At 55.6% G+C, this 18,209-nt stretch carries 19 protein-coding genes, 1 tRNA gene and 1 pseudogene; 5 read left to right on the top strand and 16 right to left on the bottom strand.

Annotated elements, in window-relative coordinates; all coding sequences use genetic code 11:
* Nucleotides 1-430: 430 nt before the first annotated feature.
* The 3 genes and pseudogenes from ACOTX7_RS15095 to ACOTX7_RS15085 all read right to left on the bottom strand — a co-directional run bounded on the left by ACOTX7_RS15095 (nucleotide 431) and on the right by ACOTX7_RS15085 (nucleotide 2,737).
* Nucleotides 431-1,693, bottom strand: a complete 1,263-nt coding sequence (locus ACOTX7_RS15095) for a tyrosine-type recombinase/integrase (protein ID WP_221813692.1) — start codon at nucleotides 1,691-1,693, stop codon at nucleotides 431-433.
* A gap of 160 nt (nucleotides 1,694-1,853) precedes the next feature.
* Nucleotides 1,854-1,929: transfer RNA gene (locus tag ACOTX7_RS15090), tRNA-Phe, on the bottom strand.
* Between the two features lie 95 nt (nucleotides 1,930-2,024).
* Nucleotides 2,025-2,737 (bottom strand): annotated as a pseudogene (locus tag ACOTX7_RS15085) (DUF554 domain-containing protein).
* Between the two features lie 181 nt (nucleotides 2,738-2,918).
* Between ACOTX7_RS15085 and ACOTX7_RS15080 the strand changes: the two are divergent.
* Entirely contained in the window at nucleotides 2,919-5,054 is a 2,136-nt protein-coding gene (locus tag ACOTX7_RS15080) for an ornithine decarboxylase (RefSeq protein WP_350364196.1), read from the top strand.
* Nucleotides 5,055-5,104: 50 nt separating this feature from the next.
* Here ACOTX7_RS15080 and ACOTX7_RS15075 read toward each other — a convergent pair whose 3' ends face one another.
* From ACOTX7_RS15075 to mutY, 4 genes are all read right to left on the bottom strand, one after another.
* Nucleotides 5,105-6,361: a nucleoside permease gene (locus ACOTX7_RS15075; RefSeq protein WP_421626105.1), complete on the bottom strand. Its 1,257-nt coding sequence runs from the start codon at nucleotides 6,359-6,361 to the stop codon at nucleotides 5,105-5,107.
* Between the two features lie 281 nt (nucleotides 6,362-6,642).
* A complete protein-coding gene (gene mltC, locus ACOTX7_RS15070; protein ID WP_003862427.1) occupies nucleotides 6,643-7,719 on the bottom strand; it encodes a membrane-bound lytic murein transglycosylase MltC in 1,077 nt (358 codons plus the stop codon).
* Nucleotides 7,720-7,843: 124 nt separating this feature from the next.
* Nucleotides 7,844-8,116, bottom strand: coding sequence for an oxidative damage protection protein (locus ACOTX7_RS15065; protein ID WP_032674044.1), 273 nt, complete (start codon nucleotides 8,114-8,116; stop codon nucleotides 7,844-7,846).
* A 26-nt stretch (nucleotides 8,117-8,142) separates the two neighbouring features.
* Nucleotides 8,143-9,195, bottom strand: a complete 1,053-nt coding sequence (mutY, locus tag ACOTX7_RS15060) for an A/G-specific adenine glycosylase (RefSeq protein ID WP_221256456.1) — start codon at nucleotides 9,193-9,195, stop codon at nucleotides 8,143-8,145.
* A 144-nt stretch (nucleotides 9,196-9,339) separates the two neighbouring features.
* On the opposite strand from mutY, the gene trmB reads away from it, so the two are divergent.
* The 3 genes from trmB to ACOTX7_RS15045 are packed head-to-tail and all read left to right on the top strand — an operon-like array spanning nucleotide 9,340 to nucleotide 11,158.
* Nucleotides 9,340-10,059 carry a tRNA (guanosine(46)-N7)-methyltransferase TrmB gene (trmB, locus tag ACOTX7_RS15055; RefSeq protein WP_015571843.1) on the top strand — a complete coding sequence of 240 codons (720 nt, stop codon included), beginning with the start codon at nucleotides 9,340-9,342 and terminating at the stop codon, nucleotides 10,057-10,059.
* Nucleotides 10,059-10,385 carry a YggL family protein gene (locus ACOTX7_RS15050; RefSeq protein ID WP_003862421.1) on the top strand — a complete coding sequence of 109 codons (327 nt, stop codon included), beginning with the start codon at nucleotides 10,059-10,061 and terminating at the stop codon, nucleotides 10,383-10,385. Before trmB ends, ACOTX7_RS15050 begins: the two co-directional genes overlap by 1 nt.
* 56 nt (nucleotides 10,386-10,441) lie before the next feature.
* Nucleotides 10,442-11,158, top strand: coding sequence for a DUF2884 domain-containing protein (locus ACOTX7_RS15045; protein WP_003862419.1), 717 nt, complete (start codon nucleotides 10,442-10,444; stop codon nucleotides 11,156-11,158).
* 278 nt (nucleotides 11,159-11,436) lie between these two features.
* Here the strand turns inward: ACOTX7_RS15045 and ACOTX7_RS15040 are convergent, their stop codons facing one another.
* The 6 genes from ACOTX7_RS15040 to ACOTX7_RS15015 are packed head-to-tail and all read right to left on the bottom strand — an operon-like array spanning nucleotide 11,437 to nucleotide 15,176.
* Nucleotides 11,437-11,799, bottom strand: coding sequence for an endonuclease domain-containing protein (locus ACOTX7_RS15040; RefSeq protein ID WP_221813590.1), 363 nt, complete (start codon nucleotides 11,797-11,799; stop codon nucleotides 11,437-11,439).
* A gap of 56 nt (nucleotides 11,800-11,855) precedes the next feature.
* Complete coding sequence (gene hemW / locus ACOTX7_RS15035) at nucleotides 11,856-13,004, bottom strand: radical SAM family heme chaperone HemW (RefSeq protein WP_421626104.1); 1,149 nt, start codon at nucleotides 13,002-13,004, stop codon at nucleotides 11,856-11,858.
* Nucleotides 12,997-13,590: an XTP/dITP diphosphatase gene (locus ACOTX7_RS15030; RefSeq protein ID WP_221256455.1), complete on the bottom strand. Its 594-nt coding sequence runs from the start codon at nucleotides 13,588-13,590 to the stop codon at nucleotides 12,997-12,999. The genes hemW and ACOTX7_RS15030 overlap by 8 nt, the downstream gene beginning before the upstream one ends.
* A 3-nt stretch (nucleotides 13,591-13,593) precedes the next feature.
* Entirely contained in the window at nucleotides 13,594-13,890 is a 297-nt protein-coding gene (gene yggU / locus ACOTX7_RS15025; RefSeq protein ID WP_003860023.1) for a DUF167 family protein YggU, read from the bottom strand.
* On the bottom strand, nucleotides 13,887-14,453 hold the full coding sequence (locus tag ACOTX7_RS15020; RefSeq protein WP_006811928.1) for a YggT family protein: 567 nt from the start codon (nucleotides 14,451-14,453) through the stop codon (nucleotides 13,887-13,889). The genes yggU and ACOTX7_RS15020 overlap by 4 nt, the downstream gene beginning before the upstream one ends.
* 21 nt (nucleotides 14,454-14,474) lie before the next feature.
* Nucleotides 14,475-15,176, bottom strand: a complete 702-nt coding sequence (locus tag ACOTX7_RS15015) for a YggS family pyridoxal phosphate-dependent enzyme (protein WP_047355180.1) — start codon at nucleotides 15,174-15,176, stop codon at nucleotides 14,475-14,477.
* Nucleotides 15,177-15,193: 17 nt separating this feature from the next.
* On the opposite strand from ACOTX7_RS15015, the gene ACOTX7_RS15010 reads away from it, so the two are divergent.
* A complete protein-coding gene (locus ACOTX7_RS15010; protein WP_221256454.1) occupies nucleotides 15,194-16,174 on the top strand; it encodes a type IV pilus twitching motility protein PilT in 981 nt (326 codons plus the stop codon).
* Nucleotides 16,175-16,184: 10 nt separating this feature from the next.
* Here the strand turns inward: ACOTX7_RS15010 and ruvX are convergent, their stop codons facing one another.
* From ruvX to gshB, 3 genes are all read right to left on the bottom strand, one after another.
* Complete coding sequence (gene ruvX, locus ACOTX7_RS15005; RefSeq protein WP_006811925.1) at nucleotides 16,185-16,601, bottom strand: Holliday junction resolvase RuvX; 417 nt, start codon at nucleotides 16,599-16,601, stop codon at nucleotides 16,185-16,187.
* Nucleotides 16,601-17,161, bottom strand: coding sequence for a YqgE/AlgH family protein (locus ACOTX7_RS15000; protein ID WP_006811924.1), 561 nt, complete (start codon nucleotides 17,159-17,161; stop codon nucleotides 16,601-16,603). Before ACOTX7_RS15000 ends, ruvX begins: the two co-directional genes overlap by 1 nt.
* 74 nt (nucleotides 17,162-17,235) lie before the next feature.
* Nucleotides 17,236-18,183 carry a glutathione synthase gene (gene gshB, locus ACOTX7_RS14995; protein ID WP_006811923.1) on the bottom strand — a complete coding sequence of 316 codons (948 nt, stop codon included), beginning with the start codon at nucleotides 18,181-18,183 and terminating at the stop codon, nucleotides 17,236-17,238.
* Between the last annotated feature and the right edge of the window lie 26 nt (nucleotides 18,184-18,209).

Below are 18,209 nucleotides of genomic sequence, written 5' to 3'. Positions count from 1 at the left end.
GATGCGTGATCTGATCCTTCAACTCAGCAAAAGTTCGATTTATTCAACAAAGTCGGTAATTGCCTGAAAATATTCTACCGGAATAATTTGAGGTGTTTACCTTTTGACTGGCGCAGGAATAATTGGTGGTAGCTATTGTTGTTGTTGCCGCATTTACTGTTCTGTTATCTGGCCGGGAAAAGGCCTAAGGGGTAAGGGAGGTTAAGGGTAACAGGACTTGCCCTGAAAAGGCTGAAAACCAAAAGGCCGAAGCTGGCGCAGTTCAGTGATACCGATTCATCGGCAAAACCTTAAATTATTACCGCTGTAATAATTTAAGGTTTTGCCTGTTAATGGTGGCGACTGAATGCTGTCTTTCAAAGGCCACCGACGTGTTGAGCACAGGTGGCTTTGTTGTCAGTCAGTGAAGATGACTGCGTAACCGCTGCTGTCAGGATGCCCGTGTGTACTGCCTGGCATAGATATAGGGCGCAACATACCCCTCGCGGCTGACATCCAGATAATCCGACCACCACTGCATCATTTCCATACGGGCTTCCAGATGTTCCGCCTTATGCACATAGGCTGCCCGCACACCGTTTCGTTCTTTGTGACTCATCTGTCGCTCGATAGCGTCTTTGGACCACAGCGCAGACTCGTTCAGCGCGCTACAGGCCATTGTGCGGAAACCGTGACCGCAGACCTCGGTTTTGGTGTCGTAGCCAATCACCCGCAGTGCCTTGTTGATGGTGTTTTCGCTCATTGGCTTGTCCAGCGAATGGGCACCCGGAAAAACAAAGGCTGCTCCACCCGAAATGTCTTTAATCTGCTCCAGCAGGGTCACGGCCTGTACAGATAATGGCACCAGGTGCTCATCCTTCATCTTTGAACCACGCTCCGAGAACCGCACACCTTTCACCGCTTCGCGTTGTGCGGGCACTGTCCAGATGCGGGCTTTCAGGTTGAACTCATCCCAGCGGGCCAGACGCAGTTCGCTGGAGCGCAGGAAGACATGCAGGTTCAGTTCCAGCGCCAGCCGGGTCAGTACCCGGCCTTTGTAGCCGTTGATTTTCTCCAGTAGCTCAGGCAGGCGTTTCAGGGGCAGGGCGGGGTGGTGGTGGGTCACAACTGGGGTCACAACGTCGTCGAGGTCGAAGGCCGGGTTATAGCGGATAAAACCGCGCTGTACGGCATGACGCATGATTTTGGTCAGATGCTTACGTACCCGTCCGGCAACGTCATGTACGCCTTTATCATCAATGGCTTTAACAAGCTGAGCCAGATGCCGGGTTTCAATTTTGGTGATATCCATTGCGCCAACATCCGGAAAGACATAGCGCTTAAGGCAAATCAGGATTTTGTCCGCATGACCTTCTGACCAGCGAACAAGATTATTCGTGTGCCATTCGGTAGCGATAAACTTAAAGGTTCGGGAATCATCAATGGGGGATTTTTCGGTTTTGCGAAGCTGGGAAGGGCTGATATCAGATGCCAGCAGTTTTCTTGCCGCATCACGTTTTTCGCGGGCTTCGGCCAGTGTCACCTGAGGGTAAGCGCCAAACGCCAGACGGGACTCTTTACCGGCAAAGCGGTAGCGGAAATACCATAAGCGTGAACCCGTGGTGGAAACCATCAGGTACAGACCGTGTGTATCAGTCAGCTTGTAGGATTTATCAAGGGATTTTGCAGTACGGATGCGGGAATCAGTTAACATAATGGGTCACTCCGTTTATCGAACTGAATAACCCGCAATCTGACCCCAAATTTTGTCGTATGCGTACAGATAAACAGATACGCACTAAGACAGTTTTTACGCTAACTCTCTGAATCTAAATATTTATAGAGACATGCTGAGACGCATAAAAACAGAAAAGTGGTGCCCGGACTCGGAATCGAACCAAGGACACGGGGATTTTCAATCCCCTGCTCTACCGACTGAGCTATCCGGGCAACGGGGCGCATTAAACCCGATCCTCCCTCCGACGTCAACGAAATTTGTGGTTTTCGGTGCGGACTGCACACTCTCTCACCATTTCGCCGCAAACTTAAGCGAAAAAGTGCGTCCAGAGCGCGGAAAGCGGCATCGCGAGCAACAGGGCAGGGAGCATGTTCACCACTGCAAACATCTTGATGCCACAAATGCGCAGCCCTGTCGCCAGCAGCAGCAGGCCGCCGACGGCGGTAAAGTCTGCCATCATCGCTGGCGTTGTCAGCGGCAGGATGAGCGTGGCGCAGGTGGCCAGCGCCAGCTGAATAAGCAGCATCGGCACACATATCGCGGCGACAGCAATGCCGAGGGTGGTGGCAAAAATGGTGGCAGTAAAGAAATCCAGAAACGCTTTCGCAATCAATATGCTCGGATCACCGGTCATCCCTTCCTGCATCGAACCGAATATCCCCGTGCCGCTGGCGCAGAACAGAATAATGATCGCGACGTAATTCTGAATGAACGTTTCATGAGTGCCGTGCTTCGTCTTACCCGGTCGGGCAATCAGGTTTTTGGCTTTACCTACTGCGTTGTTGATGCCTTTTTCCAGGTAGCAGAACTCGCCGATCAGCGCGCCGAGCAGGGTCGCCAGTACCATCACCGGCAGGTTGGCGCATTTCACCACTACAGGATACCAATCCCTAATGATGCCAGGCCAAAAATAGAGGGCATGGAGACACGAATACGCTCCGGCAAGCGCTGACTTAATACTGCCCCAAGTACACCGCCCAGCAGTACGGCTCCCGCATTGATAAAGGGTCCAATCACCACGTTTAACTCCTGTTATTTAAGCACTGGCATTGCATGATTATGGCACGTCCGTCCCTGATTATGCTTAGCTTTGGGAGGCGTAACGCATACTGATTCCTTCTTGCACCTGAAAATAAAAGGTGACATGATTGCGCGAATTTTCTCCTTCCTGTCTCACCGTTCGGTGAGGGTATTTGCGCTTATGAAAACCATGAAAATTGCCGTCAGCCGTGAGCTGGTATCCAAAGTTTCAACGCATCGCGAAAAGGTTATGCTGGATAACACCGATTTCACCGATGTGGCGGCAGTCGTCATTACGGTTGTTGAAAGCTACAGCGGCATTCTCGCGTTGCTGAAGCGTACGGGCTTTCAGTTACCGGTATTTATGTTCTCAACAGAGCCTGGAGAAGTGCCAGAGGGTGTCACGGCGATCATCTCGGGTAAAGCACAGGAGTTCCTGGAACTGGAATCTGCCGCCTGTCGGTATGAAGAAAAGCTGCTGCCGCCCTTTTTTGACACCCTGAGTCAGTATGTGGCGATGGGAAACAGCACCTTTGCCTGTCCGGGACACCAGCACGGCGCCTTTTTCAAAAAACACCCGGCGGGGCGGCAGTTCTATGACTTCTTCGGTGAAAACGTGTTTCTTGCCGATATGTGCAATGCCGACGTGAAGCTCGGGGATTTGCTGATCCACGAAGGTTCTGCCAAGCACGCGCAAAAGTTCGCGGCCAAAGTGTTCAACGCGGACAAAACCTACTTCGTACTGAACGGTACGTCGGCGGCCAATAAGGTAGTGACCAACGCGCTGCTTACACGCGGTGACCTGGTACTGTTCGACCGCAACAACCATAAGTCCAACCATCACGGGGCGCTGATCCAGGCCGGGGCAACGCCTGTCTATCTTGAGGCAGCGCGTAATCCGTTTGGTTTTATCGGCGGGATTGATGAACACTGCTTTGACGAGGCGTATCTCAGGAACCTGATCCGCGACGTCGCGCCGGATAAAGCCGCTGACGCGCGCCCGTTCCGTCTGGCCGTCATCCAGTTGGGCACCTACGACGGCACGATCTACAACGCCCGTCAGGTGATAGACAAGATCGGTCACCTTTGCGACTACGTCCTGTTTGACTCCGCCTGGGTCGGCTACGAGCAATTTATCCCGATGATGGCGGAAACGTCTCCGCTTTTGCTGGAACTGAACGAGAACGATCCGGGTATTTTCGTGACCCAGTCGGTCCACAAGCAGCAGGCCGGGTTCTCGCAAACGTCGCAGATCCATAAAAAAGATAACCATATTCGCGGTCAGTCGCGTTTCTGTCCCCACAAGCGGCTGAACAATGCGTTCATGCTGCATGCCTCCACCAGCCCGTTTTACCCGCTTTTTGCGGCGCTGGACGTGAACGCCAAGATCCACGAGGGCGAGAGCGGACGCAGACTGTGGGCGGAGTGTGTCGAGCTGGGCATTGAAGCGCGCAAGGCCATCATCGCCAACTGCACTATGATCAAACCGTTTATCCCACCGGTGGTGGCGGGGCGGCCATGGCAGGATCACCCTACGCAGGCCATCGCCAGCGAGCGTCGCTTCTTTAGTTTTGAACCGGGTGCAAAATGGCACGGTTTTGAAGGCTATGCCCGCGAGCAGTATTTTGTCGATCCGTGCAAGCTGCTGCTGACCACGCCGGGCATTGATGCCGAAACAGGGCACTATACCGATTTCGGCATTCCGGCGACCATTCTCGCGCATTACCTGCGCGAAAACGGCATTGTGCCGGAGAAGTGCGATCTCAACTCCATCCTGTTCCTGCTGACACCTGCCGAAAGCAGCGAGAAGCTGGCGCAGCTGGTGGCAATGCTGGGGCAGTTTGAGCAGCATATTGAAGACGACACGCCGCTCGCGGACGTGCTGCCGACCATCTACCAGAAATACCCGGTGCGCTACCGCGACTACACGATCCGTCAGCTGTGCCAGGAGATGCACGATCTCTACGTCAGTTTTAACGTCAAGGACTTACAGAAGGCGATGTTCCGTCAGGAGAGCCTGCCCGCTGTAGTGATGAACCCGCAGGATGCCAACCAGGAGTATATTCGCGGGAACGTGGAACTGGTGCGAATTCGTGACGCAGAAGGGCGTATTGCCGCCGAAGGCGCGCTGCCATACCCGCCGGGTGTGCTGTGCGTGGTGCCGGGAGAAGTGTGGGGTGGTGCGGTGCAGCGCTACTTCCTGGCGCTGGAAGAGGGCATTAATATGCTGCCAGGTTTTTCGCCAGAGTTGCAGGGCGTTTACAGCGAGAAAGATGCGGACGGGATTAAACGGCTGTATGGATACGTGCTGAAATAACGCTTTTCCTAAACGTATGCCCGGTAAGCTTGCGCCACCGGGCACAACAATCAATGCGCGACTGGCTGCGCACCGTGTGGTTCGCGTACGTGCTTGTACTTGAACAGCGCGATGAACGCGAAGAACAGCACCAGCGAGCACCCGGCGAAGATCAGCCACACTGGCTGCCAGTTGGTAATGCCGTTGGTGGTATACATCTCAACCACTTTACCGCTCACCACGCCGCCCAGAATACAGCCGAAGCCGTTGGTCATCATCAGGAACATGCCCTGTGCGCTGGCGCGGATCTCTGGTTTTACCTCTTTTTCCACAAACACCGAACCGGAGATGTTGAAGAAGTCGAAGGCGCAGCCGTAAACGATCATCGACAGCACCAGCAGCACGGTGCCGAATGCGCTTGGGTCGCCGTAGGCAAACAGGCCGAAGCGCAGCATCCACGCGGCGATACTGATCAGCATGACGTTCTTGATACCGTAGCGGCTCAGGAAGAACGGAATGGTCAGGATGAACAGCGTCTCGGAGATCTGCGAGATGGACATCATCACCGACGCGTGTTCAACGATAAAGCTTCCGGCGAACAGCGGATCGTTATCGAAGCTGTGCAGGAAGGTGTTGCCGAACATGTTGGTGATTTGCAGTTCCGCGCCCAGCAGCATGGAGAAGATGAAGAAGATCGCCATGCGCTTGTTTTTGAACAGCGCGAACGCGTCCAGGCCGAGCATGGTGCTCCAGCTCTGGTTTTTCTGCTGGTTAGACACCGGAATAGTAGGCAGCGTCAGGGTGAACAGCGCCAGCAGCACGGAGAGCGCAGCACCAATATACAGCTGCATGTGGCTCAGTTCGAAGCCCGCGAAACTCACGCCCCACATGGCCATGATAAAGCCGATGGTGCCCCAGATACGGATCGGCGGGAAGTCGGTGACGATATCCAGACCGGCTGATTTCAGGCGGTAGTAGGAGATGGTGTTGATCAACCCAAGCGTTGGCATGTACGCCAGCGAGTTGAGCAGGATCACCATAAACATCGCCCCTGGCGTGGTCACTTCGGCCGCCATAAACAGCGTCCCCGCCCCCACCAGATGGCAAAGCATATACAGCCATTTCGCGCTTAACCATTTATCCGCCACGATACCGAGCAGCGTTGGCATGAAAACAGCCGCAATACCCAGCGAGCTGTAAACGGCACCGATCGACGCACCATCGAATTTGAGCGTCACAAACATATAGGAGCCGAGTGTAGTCAGCCAGCTACCCCACAGGCAGAACTGCAGAAACGACAAGATTTTAAGCTGCAGCTTAAGGTTCATGTTACTTTCCTCACAAGTGAGCGGGAGATATGTTGGTATAGGAACATTCAGGGTTGTTATTTGATGCAATCTTATCAGTTGGCAACGATATGTTTTGTTACCTCCCGCAAAAAAATGCAATCCACATTAATTTGCAGTCTGGATTGTGATGCAAATAGCATTTTCGTATGGGTGGGTGCGGTTTATTCCCCTCACCCTAACCCTCTCCCCAAAGGGGAGAGGGAACTTGAACACCCTCTCCCCTTTGGGGAGAGGGCAGGGTGAGGGGAAGATGTTGGTTTCTAGCGGCGGCGGTAGTTCTTCTGCGCCGTATTCACCTTATACAGATAGCGGCGGGATTCCGCAGACGGGTGGCGGGTGGTGAGGGTAGCGTACACATCGCCCGGCGCCATGCTGTTGATGATGTTCGCGGCCTGCACCTTATCGTTCGAGAACACGCGCAGCACGCTGCCCGCGCCGCCGTTATAGGCGGTGATCACCGCATAGCGACGTGAGGTTGGGTTATCAATTCCGCCAAGATAGACATTGTTCAGCATCGCCAGATAGGCCGTGCCGGTATCAATGTTGCTTTGCGGGTCGAACAGGTAGCTACGGCTCGGCGTGCCGGATTTCCCCTGCGCGCGGAACACGTCTTTACCGGCGCTGTGCTGCACAACCTGCATCAGTCCCAGCGCGTCGGAACGGCTTACCGCGTAGGGGTTGAACGAGGATTCGGTCTGCATGATCGCCAGGATCAGCGACTCATCCACGCCATACTTACGCGATGCCTGACGCACCATGCCCAGATACTTATGCGCACGCTTGTCGAGGTGGTTCGGTACCAGGTTGATCGTGACGCTGTAGATCACCTTCAGGCCATTGGTGCGGCTTTTCAGGCGCGTTTGCAGCAGATAGTCGGCAAATTTCGTGGCGCGGCCTTCCCAGCGTATCGGCTGACCGGTCTGGTCTACGACCTGCCCATACAGGAATGGCTCTTTGGAGATGGTGATATCATCGGCATCAGAGTAGAGGTCAATAGACCCCGGATCGTCGCCCATCAGCAGGGTTTTGATGATGGCCTGACGTAAATGCGCCGCAGGTTCAGTCCCCGCGATGGTTTCAACCGTAATCGTACCGTCATCGAAGTTGATGTGGCTACGGGTCTGATAGGCGTCGGTGTACTTAACGTAGTCCTTCGGTCCGGCAATCAGGACTTCGTTAAATCCCCATATGTTCTCGATGTTGTGGGCAAACTGCCCCATCAAAATGTCAAAACCGTTGGTGTCCTTAACCCAGGCTTCGTTGTATTCATCGCCTTTTTTGGAAGAACAAGACACAAGCAACGGCGCAACAAGGGCTAGCGCTAAAAGTTTTTTCATCATTCCGGGAGTGCGTGTTGTGTTTGCTTTGGGGGTGCTGTTGCCCGGCGGCGCTGCGCTTGCACGGGCCTACGGTTTTGTAGGCCGGGTAAGCGCAGCGCCACCCGGCACCAGCAGCGCGATATTATTTTTCCGGTGGCGTATAGCCTTCGATGTGGACGTCTTTACCTTCGAACAGGAAGTTCACCATCTCCTGCTCCAGCAGTTTGCGGTGTTCCGGGTTCATCATGCTGAGCTTTTTCTCGTTGATCAGCATGGTCTGTTTTTTCTGCCACTGTCCCCAGGCGTCTTTGGAGATCTCGTTGTAAATGCGCTTACCCAGGTCGCCCGGGTAGAGCTGGAAATCCTGGCCTTCAGCGTCGCGCTGTAGGAAAGTACAAAAAATGGTTCTGGCCATACTCATTCCTCTTTGTCTTGCCGATGCTAAACCATTGCACCGACACGTAATTGCTGTAACAGGCGCTCCACGGGAGCCGCCAGCCCGACTGATGGCGGTTGCGCTAAGTTATACCAGAGAGCGGTGCCTTCATCCATGCACGACGTGAATGAGGACACGGGAAGCCACATCGGCACAATATCCAGATGGAAATGGCTGAAGGTATGACGGAACGCGTTGAGTTGCGTCAGGGTATCGGCCGCGATGCCGCGCTGTTCAAGCCATTTCCGAAGCGAAGCTTCATCCTCAAACTGTGGGAAGCAGTATAGACCACCCCACAGGCCACTCGGTGGTCGCTGGGCAAGAAACACCTCGTCACCATGCTGCATCAGGAGCATGTACCCGGTGCGTTCAGGCAGCGTCTGCTTCGGTTTTTTCCCCGGATACTGCGCCCAGGTGTGGTTCGCATAGGCCACGCAAAGGTTGTTTACCGGGCAGAGTTCGCACTTCGGTTTTGAGCGGGTGCAGACCATCGCGCCCAGATCCATCATCGCCTGATTAAAACGCTCGACCCCTTTCGCCGGAGTGACCGCTTCACTGATCTCCCACAGACGTTTCTCAACCTCTTTCTTACCCGGCCAGCCGTCGACGGCATAGCAGCGTGCGAGCACGCGCTTGACGTTGCCGTCGAGAATAGGGAAATGTTTGCCTAAGGACAGGGAGAGGATGGCGCCTGCGGTTGAACGCCCGACGCCGGGCAAATCTGCCACCTCGTCAAAGGTTTCCGGGAATTTACCGTTGTGGCGGGTGGCGACCTGCTGTGCGGCTTTGTGCAGGTTGCGCGCACGGGCGTAGTAGCCCAGCCCGGTCCACAGGTGCAGCACCTCGTCCAGCGGCGCGTTGGCCAGATCGGTGACTGTGGGGAAGCGCGCCATAAAACGCTCGAAGTAAGGAATGACCGTCGCGACCTGCGTTTGTTGCAACATCACCTCGGAGAGCCATACTTTGTAAGGCGTTTTTTCAATTTGCCAGGGCAGGGTTTTACGCCCGTATTTGTCGTACCAGTCCAGCACCTGGGCTGAAAATTGAGAGGCTTGCATGGTCATCGATTCGCTTAATCAGGGACGCAGATTGCAGCACAGCGTCAATCTGCTGTAAACCGGATCTTTCCCATGCTTGCATAGAAGCCTTAACTTTGGATAATGCCCGTTTCCCGAACACTCTCACAAGCAGACAACTCTTTTATGAAAAACGACGTCATTTCACCGGAATTTGATGAAAACGGTCGCCCGCTGCGCCGTATTCGCAGCTTTGTCCGCCGTCAGGGCCGCCTGACAAAAGGGCAGCAACACGCGCTGGACAACTACTGGCCGGTGATGGGCGTTGAGTTCAGCGAGCAGCCGCTCGACTTTACCGACCTGTTCGGTCGCGACGCGCCAGTGACGCTGGAGATCGGTTTTGGTATGGGCACCTCGCTGGTGACCATGGCGAAAGCGCGCCCGGAGCAGAATTTCCTTGGCATTGAAGTGCACTCGCCGGGCGTCGGCGCCTGTCTCGCAACCGCTCATGAAGAGGGCGTTGAGAACCTGCGCGTGATGTGTCACGACGCGGTGGAAGTGCTGCACAAAATGATTCCTGACAATTCTTTGAACATGGTTCAGCTCTTTTTCCCTGACCCGTGGCACAAAGCGCGTCATAATAAACGCCGTATCGTTCAGGCGCCGTTTGCCGAACTGGTGAAAAGCAAGCTGAAGCTGGGCGGCGTCTTCCACATGGCGACCGACTGGGAACCTTATGCGGAACATATGCTGGAAGTGATGTCGTCTCTGGACGGGTATAAAAACCAGTCTGAAAGCAACGACTACGTACCGCGTCCGGATTCACGTCCGGTGACAAAATTTGAACAGCGTGGCCATCGTCTTGGTCACGGCGTATGGGACTTAATGTTCGAGAGGGTGAAATAATGGCAAAGAATCGTAGCCGTCGTCTGCGTAAAAAGATGCACATCGAAGAATTCCAGGAAGTGGGTTTCTCCGTTGCCTGGCGTTTCCCGGAAGGCACCAGCGTTGAGCAGATCGATCAGGACGTTGATGCGTTCATCAACGAGGTGATCGAGCCAAACAAGCTGGCCTTCGACGGTAGCGGCTATCTGGCGTGGGAAGGTCTGATTTGCACCCAGGAAGTGGGTAAATGCACCGAAGAACATCAGGCGCTGGTACGCAAATGGCTTGAAGACCACAAACTGGAAGATGTCCGCGTCAGCGAACTTTTCGATGTTTGGTGGGACTAATTAAGCAGTCAAGGGCCAGCATTAGCTGGCCCATTTTGTCTGAGGGAGTGTTAACGATGCGCAAAACGTTGCTGGCTGTTGCTTTACTGGCAATCGGATCTACCGCTCATGCGGAGTATAAATGTAGCGTCACCCCGCGGGATGACGTGGTGCTAAGTCCGCAAACCGTGCAGGTTAAGGGCGAGAATGGCAATCTGGTGATTACGCCGGATGGCAACGTCACCTTTAACGGCAAACCGCAAAACCTGACGGCCGCCCAGCGCGAGCAGGCGATGGACTACCAGGCCGAGTTGCGTACCGCGCTGCCCTGGATCAACGATGGTGCGCTGACACGCGTCGAGAAAAGCCGCGTGGCGCTGGATAAAATCATCACTAAAGAGGTGGGTGAGAGCAGCAATATGCGCACCCGCCTGACGAAGCTGGATAAACAGCTGAAAGAGCAGATGAACCGTATTATTGAGACGCGCTCTGATGGCCTGACGTTCCACTATAAGGCTATCGATCAGGTGCGTGCCGACGGTCAACAGCTGGTGAATCAGGCGATGGGCGGCATTCTCCAGGACAGCATTAATGAGATGGGTGCTAAAGCCGTGCTGAAAGGCGGCGGTAATCCGTTGCAGGGCGTACTGGGTAGCCTGGGCGGACTGCAAACCTCGATTCAGAACGAGTGGAAGAATCAGGAAGCCGATTTCCAGCAGTTCGGCAAAGACGTGTGTAAACGCGTGGTGTCGCTGGAAGATAGCCGGAAGGCGCTGGTGGGGACGCTGAAGTAATTCACTTCGCCCCTCACCCTAACCCTCTCCCCAAAGGGGCGAGGGAATAGTTTGCGCCCTGTTCCCAAATGGGGGGAAGTACTGGTTTGCGCCCTGTTCCCAAATGGGGGAAAGTATTGGTTTGCGCCCTGTTCCCAAATGGGGGGAAGTATTGGTTTGCGCCCTGTTCCCAAATGGGGGGAAGTATTGGTTTGCGCCCTGTTCCCAAATGGGGGGAAGTATTGGTTTGCGCCCTGTTCCCAAATGGGGGGGAAGTATTGGTTTGCTCCCTCTCCCTTTCAGGGAGAGGGCCGGGGTGAGGGTTGCAGCATTTGCAGCGCCTCAAGGATCCTCTCTAACACCGCCTCTTCATTATCCCAGAGTTCGTTGTTCCAGAAACGAATGACGTACCAGCCCTTTCGATTTAGCCAGAGCGTCCTTTGGCGATCGTACTCCTGATTCTCATCATGCTGTCCGCCATCCAGTTCAACGGCCAGACGAGCCGCGCAGCAGGCGAAATCCAGAATGTAATTACCTAACGGATGCTGTCGACGAAATTTATAATTTTCGAAACGGCGGCTACGTAGTAAATACCAAAGCCGCCTTTCTTCTTTTGTCAGCTCGCGTCTGAGCTGTTTTGCGTAAGAACGAATAATTTCCATCCCCGTACTCTGCCAGCCTTTCCCTCAGTCGGCAGAACGGGATGCAAATTCCTGAATCAGCCTTCAGGATCTTCAGCGAGGAACAGCTCAAGAAGGGAGTTTAAGAACAGCTTGCCGTGCTCGGTGATCTGCCAGTATTCCTCACATTCCGTGAGATAGCCCTGCGCCAGCGCTTCGTCAATCTGCGGACGAATCACCGACTCCGACAACCCGGTGTAAAGCGCAAACTCCGCGCGCGGCGCGGCTTCCAGCAGACGGAAGCGGTTCATAAAGAACTCAAACGGCTTATCCACCGCCTCGACGTCGTGCTGACGCTCCAGGTAGCGGCCTTCCATATACCCGCGCGGGTGACGCGTTTTGGCGGTACGCAGAATGCGCCCATCCGGGAAGGTCACTTTGCCGTGCGCGCCGCAGCCAATGCCCAGATAATCACCAAAACGCCAGTAGTTCAGATTGTGCTGACACTGATAGCCCGGCTTCGCATACGCCGACGTTTCGTATTGCTTATACCCCGCAGCGGTCAAAAGCTGATGGCCCTGCTCGAAGATATCCCACAGCGCGTCATCGTCCGGCAGCACCGGAGGACGTGATCCGAACAGGGTGTTCGGCTCAATGGTCAGCTGATACCACGACAGATGCGGCGGGTTCAGTTCAATCGCCTGACGCAAATCGTCCAGCGCTTCTTCGAGCGACTGATCCGGCAGGCCGTGCATCAAATCAAGGTTAAAGCTGCGTAGCCCAAGCCCCGTTGCCAGGTTCGCCGCGCGCTTTGCCTCTTCCGGGCCGTGGATGCGCCCCAGACGCTTCAGTTTTGGCTCGCTAAAGCTCTGCACGCCGATGGAGATACGGTTCACGCCCGCGCGCTGATACTCGACAAAACGGTCGGCCTCAACGGTGCCGGGGTTGGCTTCCATCGTAATTTCCGCATCCGCTGCCAGGTTCAGGCGCGCACGCACGCCGTCCAGCAGGGTCTGCATCGCCGGGCCAGAAAGCAGGCTCGGCGTACCGCCACCAATAAAAATGGTCTTCACTTCACGTCCCTGTGCGTACGGTACATCGGCATCCAGATCGGCCAGCAGATGCGCGACGTAATCATCGTGCGGCACTTCGCCCTTCAGCGCGTGCGAGTTGAAATCGCAGTACGGGCATTTCTGCACACACCATGGGATATGAATATAAAGAATCAGAGGCGGCAAATTAGCCATTACGCAGTACTTCCAGTAACAGTTTCAGGGCGCGTCCACGGTGGGAAATCGCGCTTTTCTCTTCGCGGGTCAGTTCCGCGGCGGTTTTGCCCTCGGTCGGGACAAAGAAAATCGGATCGTAGCCAAAGCCGCCGTTGCCCGCCGCTTCACGGGTGATCACGCCCGGCCAGCTGCCGTGGCAGACAATCGGCGTGGGATCTTCCGCGTGACGCATGTAGACCAGCACGCAGTGGAACTGCGCGGTGCGCTGTTCGTCCGGTACGTCTTTCAAAGCAACAAGCAGCTTTTCCAGATTCTGCTGGTCGGTGGCGTCAACGCCGGAATAGCGGGCGGAGTAAATCCCCGGCGCACCGCCGAGAAAATCCACGGCCAGACCGGAGTCATCGGCAATCGCGGGCAGCCCGGTGACCTGCGCCGCATGGCGCGCTTTCAGAATGGCGTTTTCGATAAACGTCAGCCCCGTCTCTTCGGCGGACTCCACACCAAGGTCGGTCTGGGCCACTACATCCAGCCCAAAATCATTTAATAGCGAGGCCAGCTCGCGCACTTTACCGGCGTTACCGGTGGCGAGAACAACTTTCTGCATGGTTTAGTCCTGTTCTGTCAGAGCCGCGACTTCCGTCGGGATAGATTGCGGATTGAGGATTTTTACCTGTTTATGCCGCCCAAGTTCACCTTTTTCTATGATGACCTGGCTTTTAGCGACGCGAAACTGTTTTGCCAGATATTTGGTCAGATGCGCGTTCGCCTGACCATCAACCGGCGGGGCGGTGATGGCGACTTTTAACTCGTCGCCATGCAGCCCAACAATGCTGTCGCGGCTGGCTTTCGGCTGAATATACAGCCGTAAAACCAGCCCGTCGGCGCAGGGGCTTACTGCACTCATAGCGCCATCCACAGCCCCGGCAGCAGCATATTACCCGTCGCCTGTAACAGCTCCGCGATACCCATGTTAAGCACGTACAGCAGCAGAACGAGGAGCATCGGGGAGAAGTCGATTCCGCCCATTGCCGGGAGCAGGCTGCGAATCGGACGCAGCAGCGGTTCTGTCAGCTGAATCAACGCGTATTCCACCGGGCTACGGCCCCGGCTTACCCAGCTCATGATTGCCATCACCAGCAGGACCCAGAAGATCAGCGAACCGACGGTTTTCACAAGGATCAGTACGGCGGCAATCCAGATAATCGGCTGGAAAGTGATGACCATAAACAGCACGATCGCTTTGATAACGCTAAGAATAAACGCCATCAGCAGAGATGAACTGTCAATCGGCCCCATTGCCGGAATAACGCGGCGAAGCGGCCCCACAACAGGCTGCGTGATTTTCACGATGAATTGTGAGAATGGGTTGTAAAAATCACAACGGGCCCACTGCATCCAGACGCGCAACAGCAGCGCCATCGTATACAGTTCAATGACCGTTGAAAGCAGGAAAGTCAACGTCTTCATGGCGTTCCTCAGGTTTCCTTATTATTGGGTGTAATCGCGCGCACCGAAAATTGCCGTGCCGATGCGCACCATGGTACTGCCTGCCGCGATGGCGGCTTCCATATCGTCCGACATGCCCAGAGAAAGCGTGTCTACCGTGTCATAGCGCGCTTTAAGCGCCTCAAATGCTACAGCCATTTGCTGTGCCACGGCAAATTGCCTTTCATAACTTGACTCTGGTGCCGGAATGGCCATCAGCCCGCGCAGAGTTAAGCGCGGCAGCGCCGCCACGTCAGCCGCCAGCTGATCCAGTTCGCTCAGCGTAATGCCGGACTTGCTGTTTTCATCACTGATGTTGATTTGAATCAGCACGTTAAGCGCTGGCATCTCCATAGGGCGCTGGTCGCTCAGACGGGTAGCAATGCGCAGACGATCGAGGGTGTGACACCAGTCGAAGTGCTCTGCGACCAGTCGGCTTTTGTTCGACTGTAGCGGACCGATAAAGTGCCATTGCAGATCTGTATTTCCCCGTTCCCGGAAAGCACGGATCTTATCCACGCCTTCCTGCACATAGTTTTCACCAAAGGCGCGATGACCGGCGGCTATCGCTTCTGCGATGGCGCTCGCAGGCTTGGTTTTGCTGACTGCAAGCAATGTAATTTCTTCTGGAGCACGGCCGCAACGCGTTGCCGCGGCTGAGATTTTGTCCCGGACCTGTGCCAGGTTATGCGCAATGTCGTTCATTTTCCGAGGAGTAGTCTATGGATGTGGAAGAAATTGTGGCCCTTAGTGTAAAGCATAACGTCTCCGATCTACACCTGTGCAGTGATTCGCCGCCGCGCTGGCGCAGGTCAGGCCGTCTTGAACCTGCGCCGTTTCCGCCCCCGGATGTGGAGGCGTTATTAAAAGCGTGGCTCAACGACGAACAGCAGGGCACATGGTGGGCAAACGGGCAGGTGGATTTTGCCGTTACCCTCGCAGGCCGTCAGCGGCTGCGCGGCAGTGCGTTTAAGCATATGCACGGCGTTTCGATCGCGCTGCGGCTGTTGCCGCTGACGTGCCCGCAGCTCTCTGCGTTAGGTGTGCCGCGAGCGATCCCGGAACTGCTGTCCAATGACAATGGCCTGATTCTGGTCACCGGCGCTACCGGCAGCGGGAAATCGACCACCCTGGCCGCGATGGTCGATTTCCTCAATCACCACACGGACGGGCATATTCTGACCCTGGAGGATCCGGTGGAGTTTATGTACCAGAGTGAACGGTGTCTGATCCAGCAGCGGGAAATTGGCCAGCACAGCCCCTCCTTTGCCGAGGCCCTGCGTAGCGCGCTGCGTGAAGATCCTGATGTGATTCTGCTGGGTGAGTTGCGCGACAGCGAAACAATACGCCTGGCGCTGACGGCGGCGGAAACCGGCCATCTGGTGTTAGCCACGCTGCACACGCGCGGTGCGGCGCAGGCAATTGAGCGCCTGGTCGATACCTTCCCGGCGCAGGAGAAAGATCCGGTGCGCAATCAGCTGGCGGGAAGTCTGCGTGCGGTACTGGCGCAAAAACTGCGTCAGGATGTCCAGGGCGGGCGCGTGGCGCTGTATGAGCTACTGGTGAATACGTCGGCGGCGGCAAACCTGATCCGCGAAGGCAAAACCTGGCAACTGCCGGGCATTATTCAAACGGGGCAGCAGGCGGGGATGCAGAACTTTGAGCAGAGTCTGGCGGAGCGACGGGCGCAGGGGCGGCTGTAGGCCCCGGCGCTCAGTAACCCTGTTCGAAATAGCTTTCGAGGATAATAACGGCTGACGCTGAATCCACGCTGCCTTTGTTCAGCGCCCGGAAGCCACCGTGCTCGAACAGGCCAGCGCGCGCTTCAACGGTGCTCAGTCGTTCATCGTGCAGCTTAACGGAGACGCCAAAGCGGCCATGGATTTTGTTCGCGAACTTGCGCGCGCGGGCGGTAAGCGGCTGCTCGGTGCCGTCCATGTTCAGCGGCAGGCCGACAATCACGTCGTCCGGCTGCCACTCTTTGAGCAAGCGCTCAATAAGGTTCCAGTCTGGCGTGCCGTCATTGGCTTTCAGGGCCGTGAGTGGGCGAGCGGTGCCGGTGATCCGTTGACCTACGGCGACGCCAATGCTTTTGGTGCCGAAGTCGAAGGCGAGAAGGGTGCCGCTCATTACGCGTGCCCCGCCACGCCAGGCATGGTCAGGATATCAATGCCAATCAGTTTAGCCGCGTCACGCCAGCGATCGGCGATAGGGGTTTTAAAGAGGATATTCATATCCGCAGGGGCTGTCAGCCAGGCGTTGTCCAGAATTTCTTGTTCCAGCTGCCCTTTTTCCCAGGAGGCGTAGCCGAGCGCAACCAGCACTTCAGAAGGCTGACTGGCAGTGCCCAGCGTTTCAAGCACGTCGCGAGAGGTGGTGACAACGGTGTTATCGGAGATTCGAATGCTGGACGAGAAAACCGGTGGGGTATGCAGGATAAAGCCACGATCTTCTGCAAGCGGGCCGCCGAGCATCACCGGTTTATCGAGGCGGATTTCCGGCAGTCGCGCTTCCGCAGGGATTTTCAGCTTGTCCAGAATCCCTTCCACCTGGAGGTTTTCCAGCGGTTTATTGATGATAATCCCCATCGCGCCGTCTTCGTTGTACTCGCAAATATAGACCACGGAGCGGCGGAAAATCGGATCCTGGAGAGCAGGCATGGCAATAAGAAAGTGATGCTGTAAATTCATTGTCAGAGGTACTGTTTCCTGGTTTAAAAAGCGACAGCGCCCAGTATGGGGATAAACACAGGCGCTGTCACAGGTTATTTCTGTAAACGTTTTTCGATAGCGTCCATCAGCATTCCGGTGATCGAGATCGGGAATTCCGCTTCGATTTCACGAATGCAGGTCGGGCTGGTGACGTTCACTTCGGTCAGACGATCGCCGATGATATCGAGGCCGACGAAGATCAGGCCTTTGGCTTTCAGCGTAGGGCCGACGCGGCGGGCAATTTCCCAGTCGCTTTCGCTTAACGGACGCGGCTCGCCACGGCCACCGGCGGCCAGGTTACCACGGGTTTCACCCCCCTGTGGGATACGCGCCAGGCAGTAAGGCACCGGCTCGCCGTCTACGACCAGCACACGCTTGTCGCCGTCTTTAATGGCTGGCAGATAGTTTTGCGCCATGCAGTAGCGGGTTCCCAGCTCGGTCAGCGTTTCGGCAATTACGCCAATGTTCGGGTCGCCCTCTTTCACGCGGAAGATCGACGCGCCACCCATGCCGTCCAGCGGCTTCATGATGATGTCGCCGTGCTTCTGCCAGAACGCTTTCAGCTGCGTTTTGCTGCGGGTGACCAGCGTTTCTGGCGTCAGGTCAGAGAACCATGCGGTGTAGAGCTTCTCGTTACAGTCGCGCAGGCTCTGCGGTTTATTGACGATCAGCGTCCCTTTCTCTTCGGCACGCTCAAGGATATAGGTGGAGTAAATGTATTCGGTATCGAACGGCGGATCTTTACGCATCAGGATCACGTTGAGGTCGGCCAGGGCAATGTCCTGTTCGGTGCCGAATTCGTACCATTTTTCGTAGTTCTGCTCGACGTTAACGATGCGGGTGCGTGCGCGGGCTTCACCGTTGATCAGGTAAAGATCGTTCATCTCCATATAGTGGAGTTCATAGCCGCGACGCTGCGCTTCCAGCAGCATAGCGAAGCTGGAATCTTTCTTGATGTTAATGTTTGCGATGGGGTCCATCACGATGCCGAGCTTAATCATCTTCTTCTCCGGTTATGGGTCAGGCT

Source organism: Enterobacter cloacae complex sp. IR5418 (assembly GCF_049238105.1).
Taxonomy (GTDB): domain Bacteria; phylum Pseudomonadota; class Gammaproteobacteria; order Enterobacterales; family Enterobacteriaceae; genus Enterobacter; species Enterobacter hormaechei.
The sequence above is the reverse complement of the archived record's forward strand: the minus strand, read 5'-3'. Positions and strand labels throughout refer to the sequence as shown.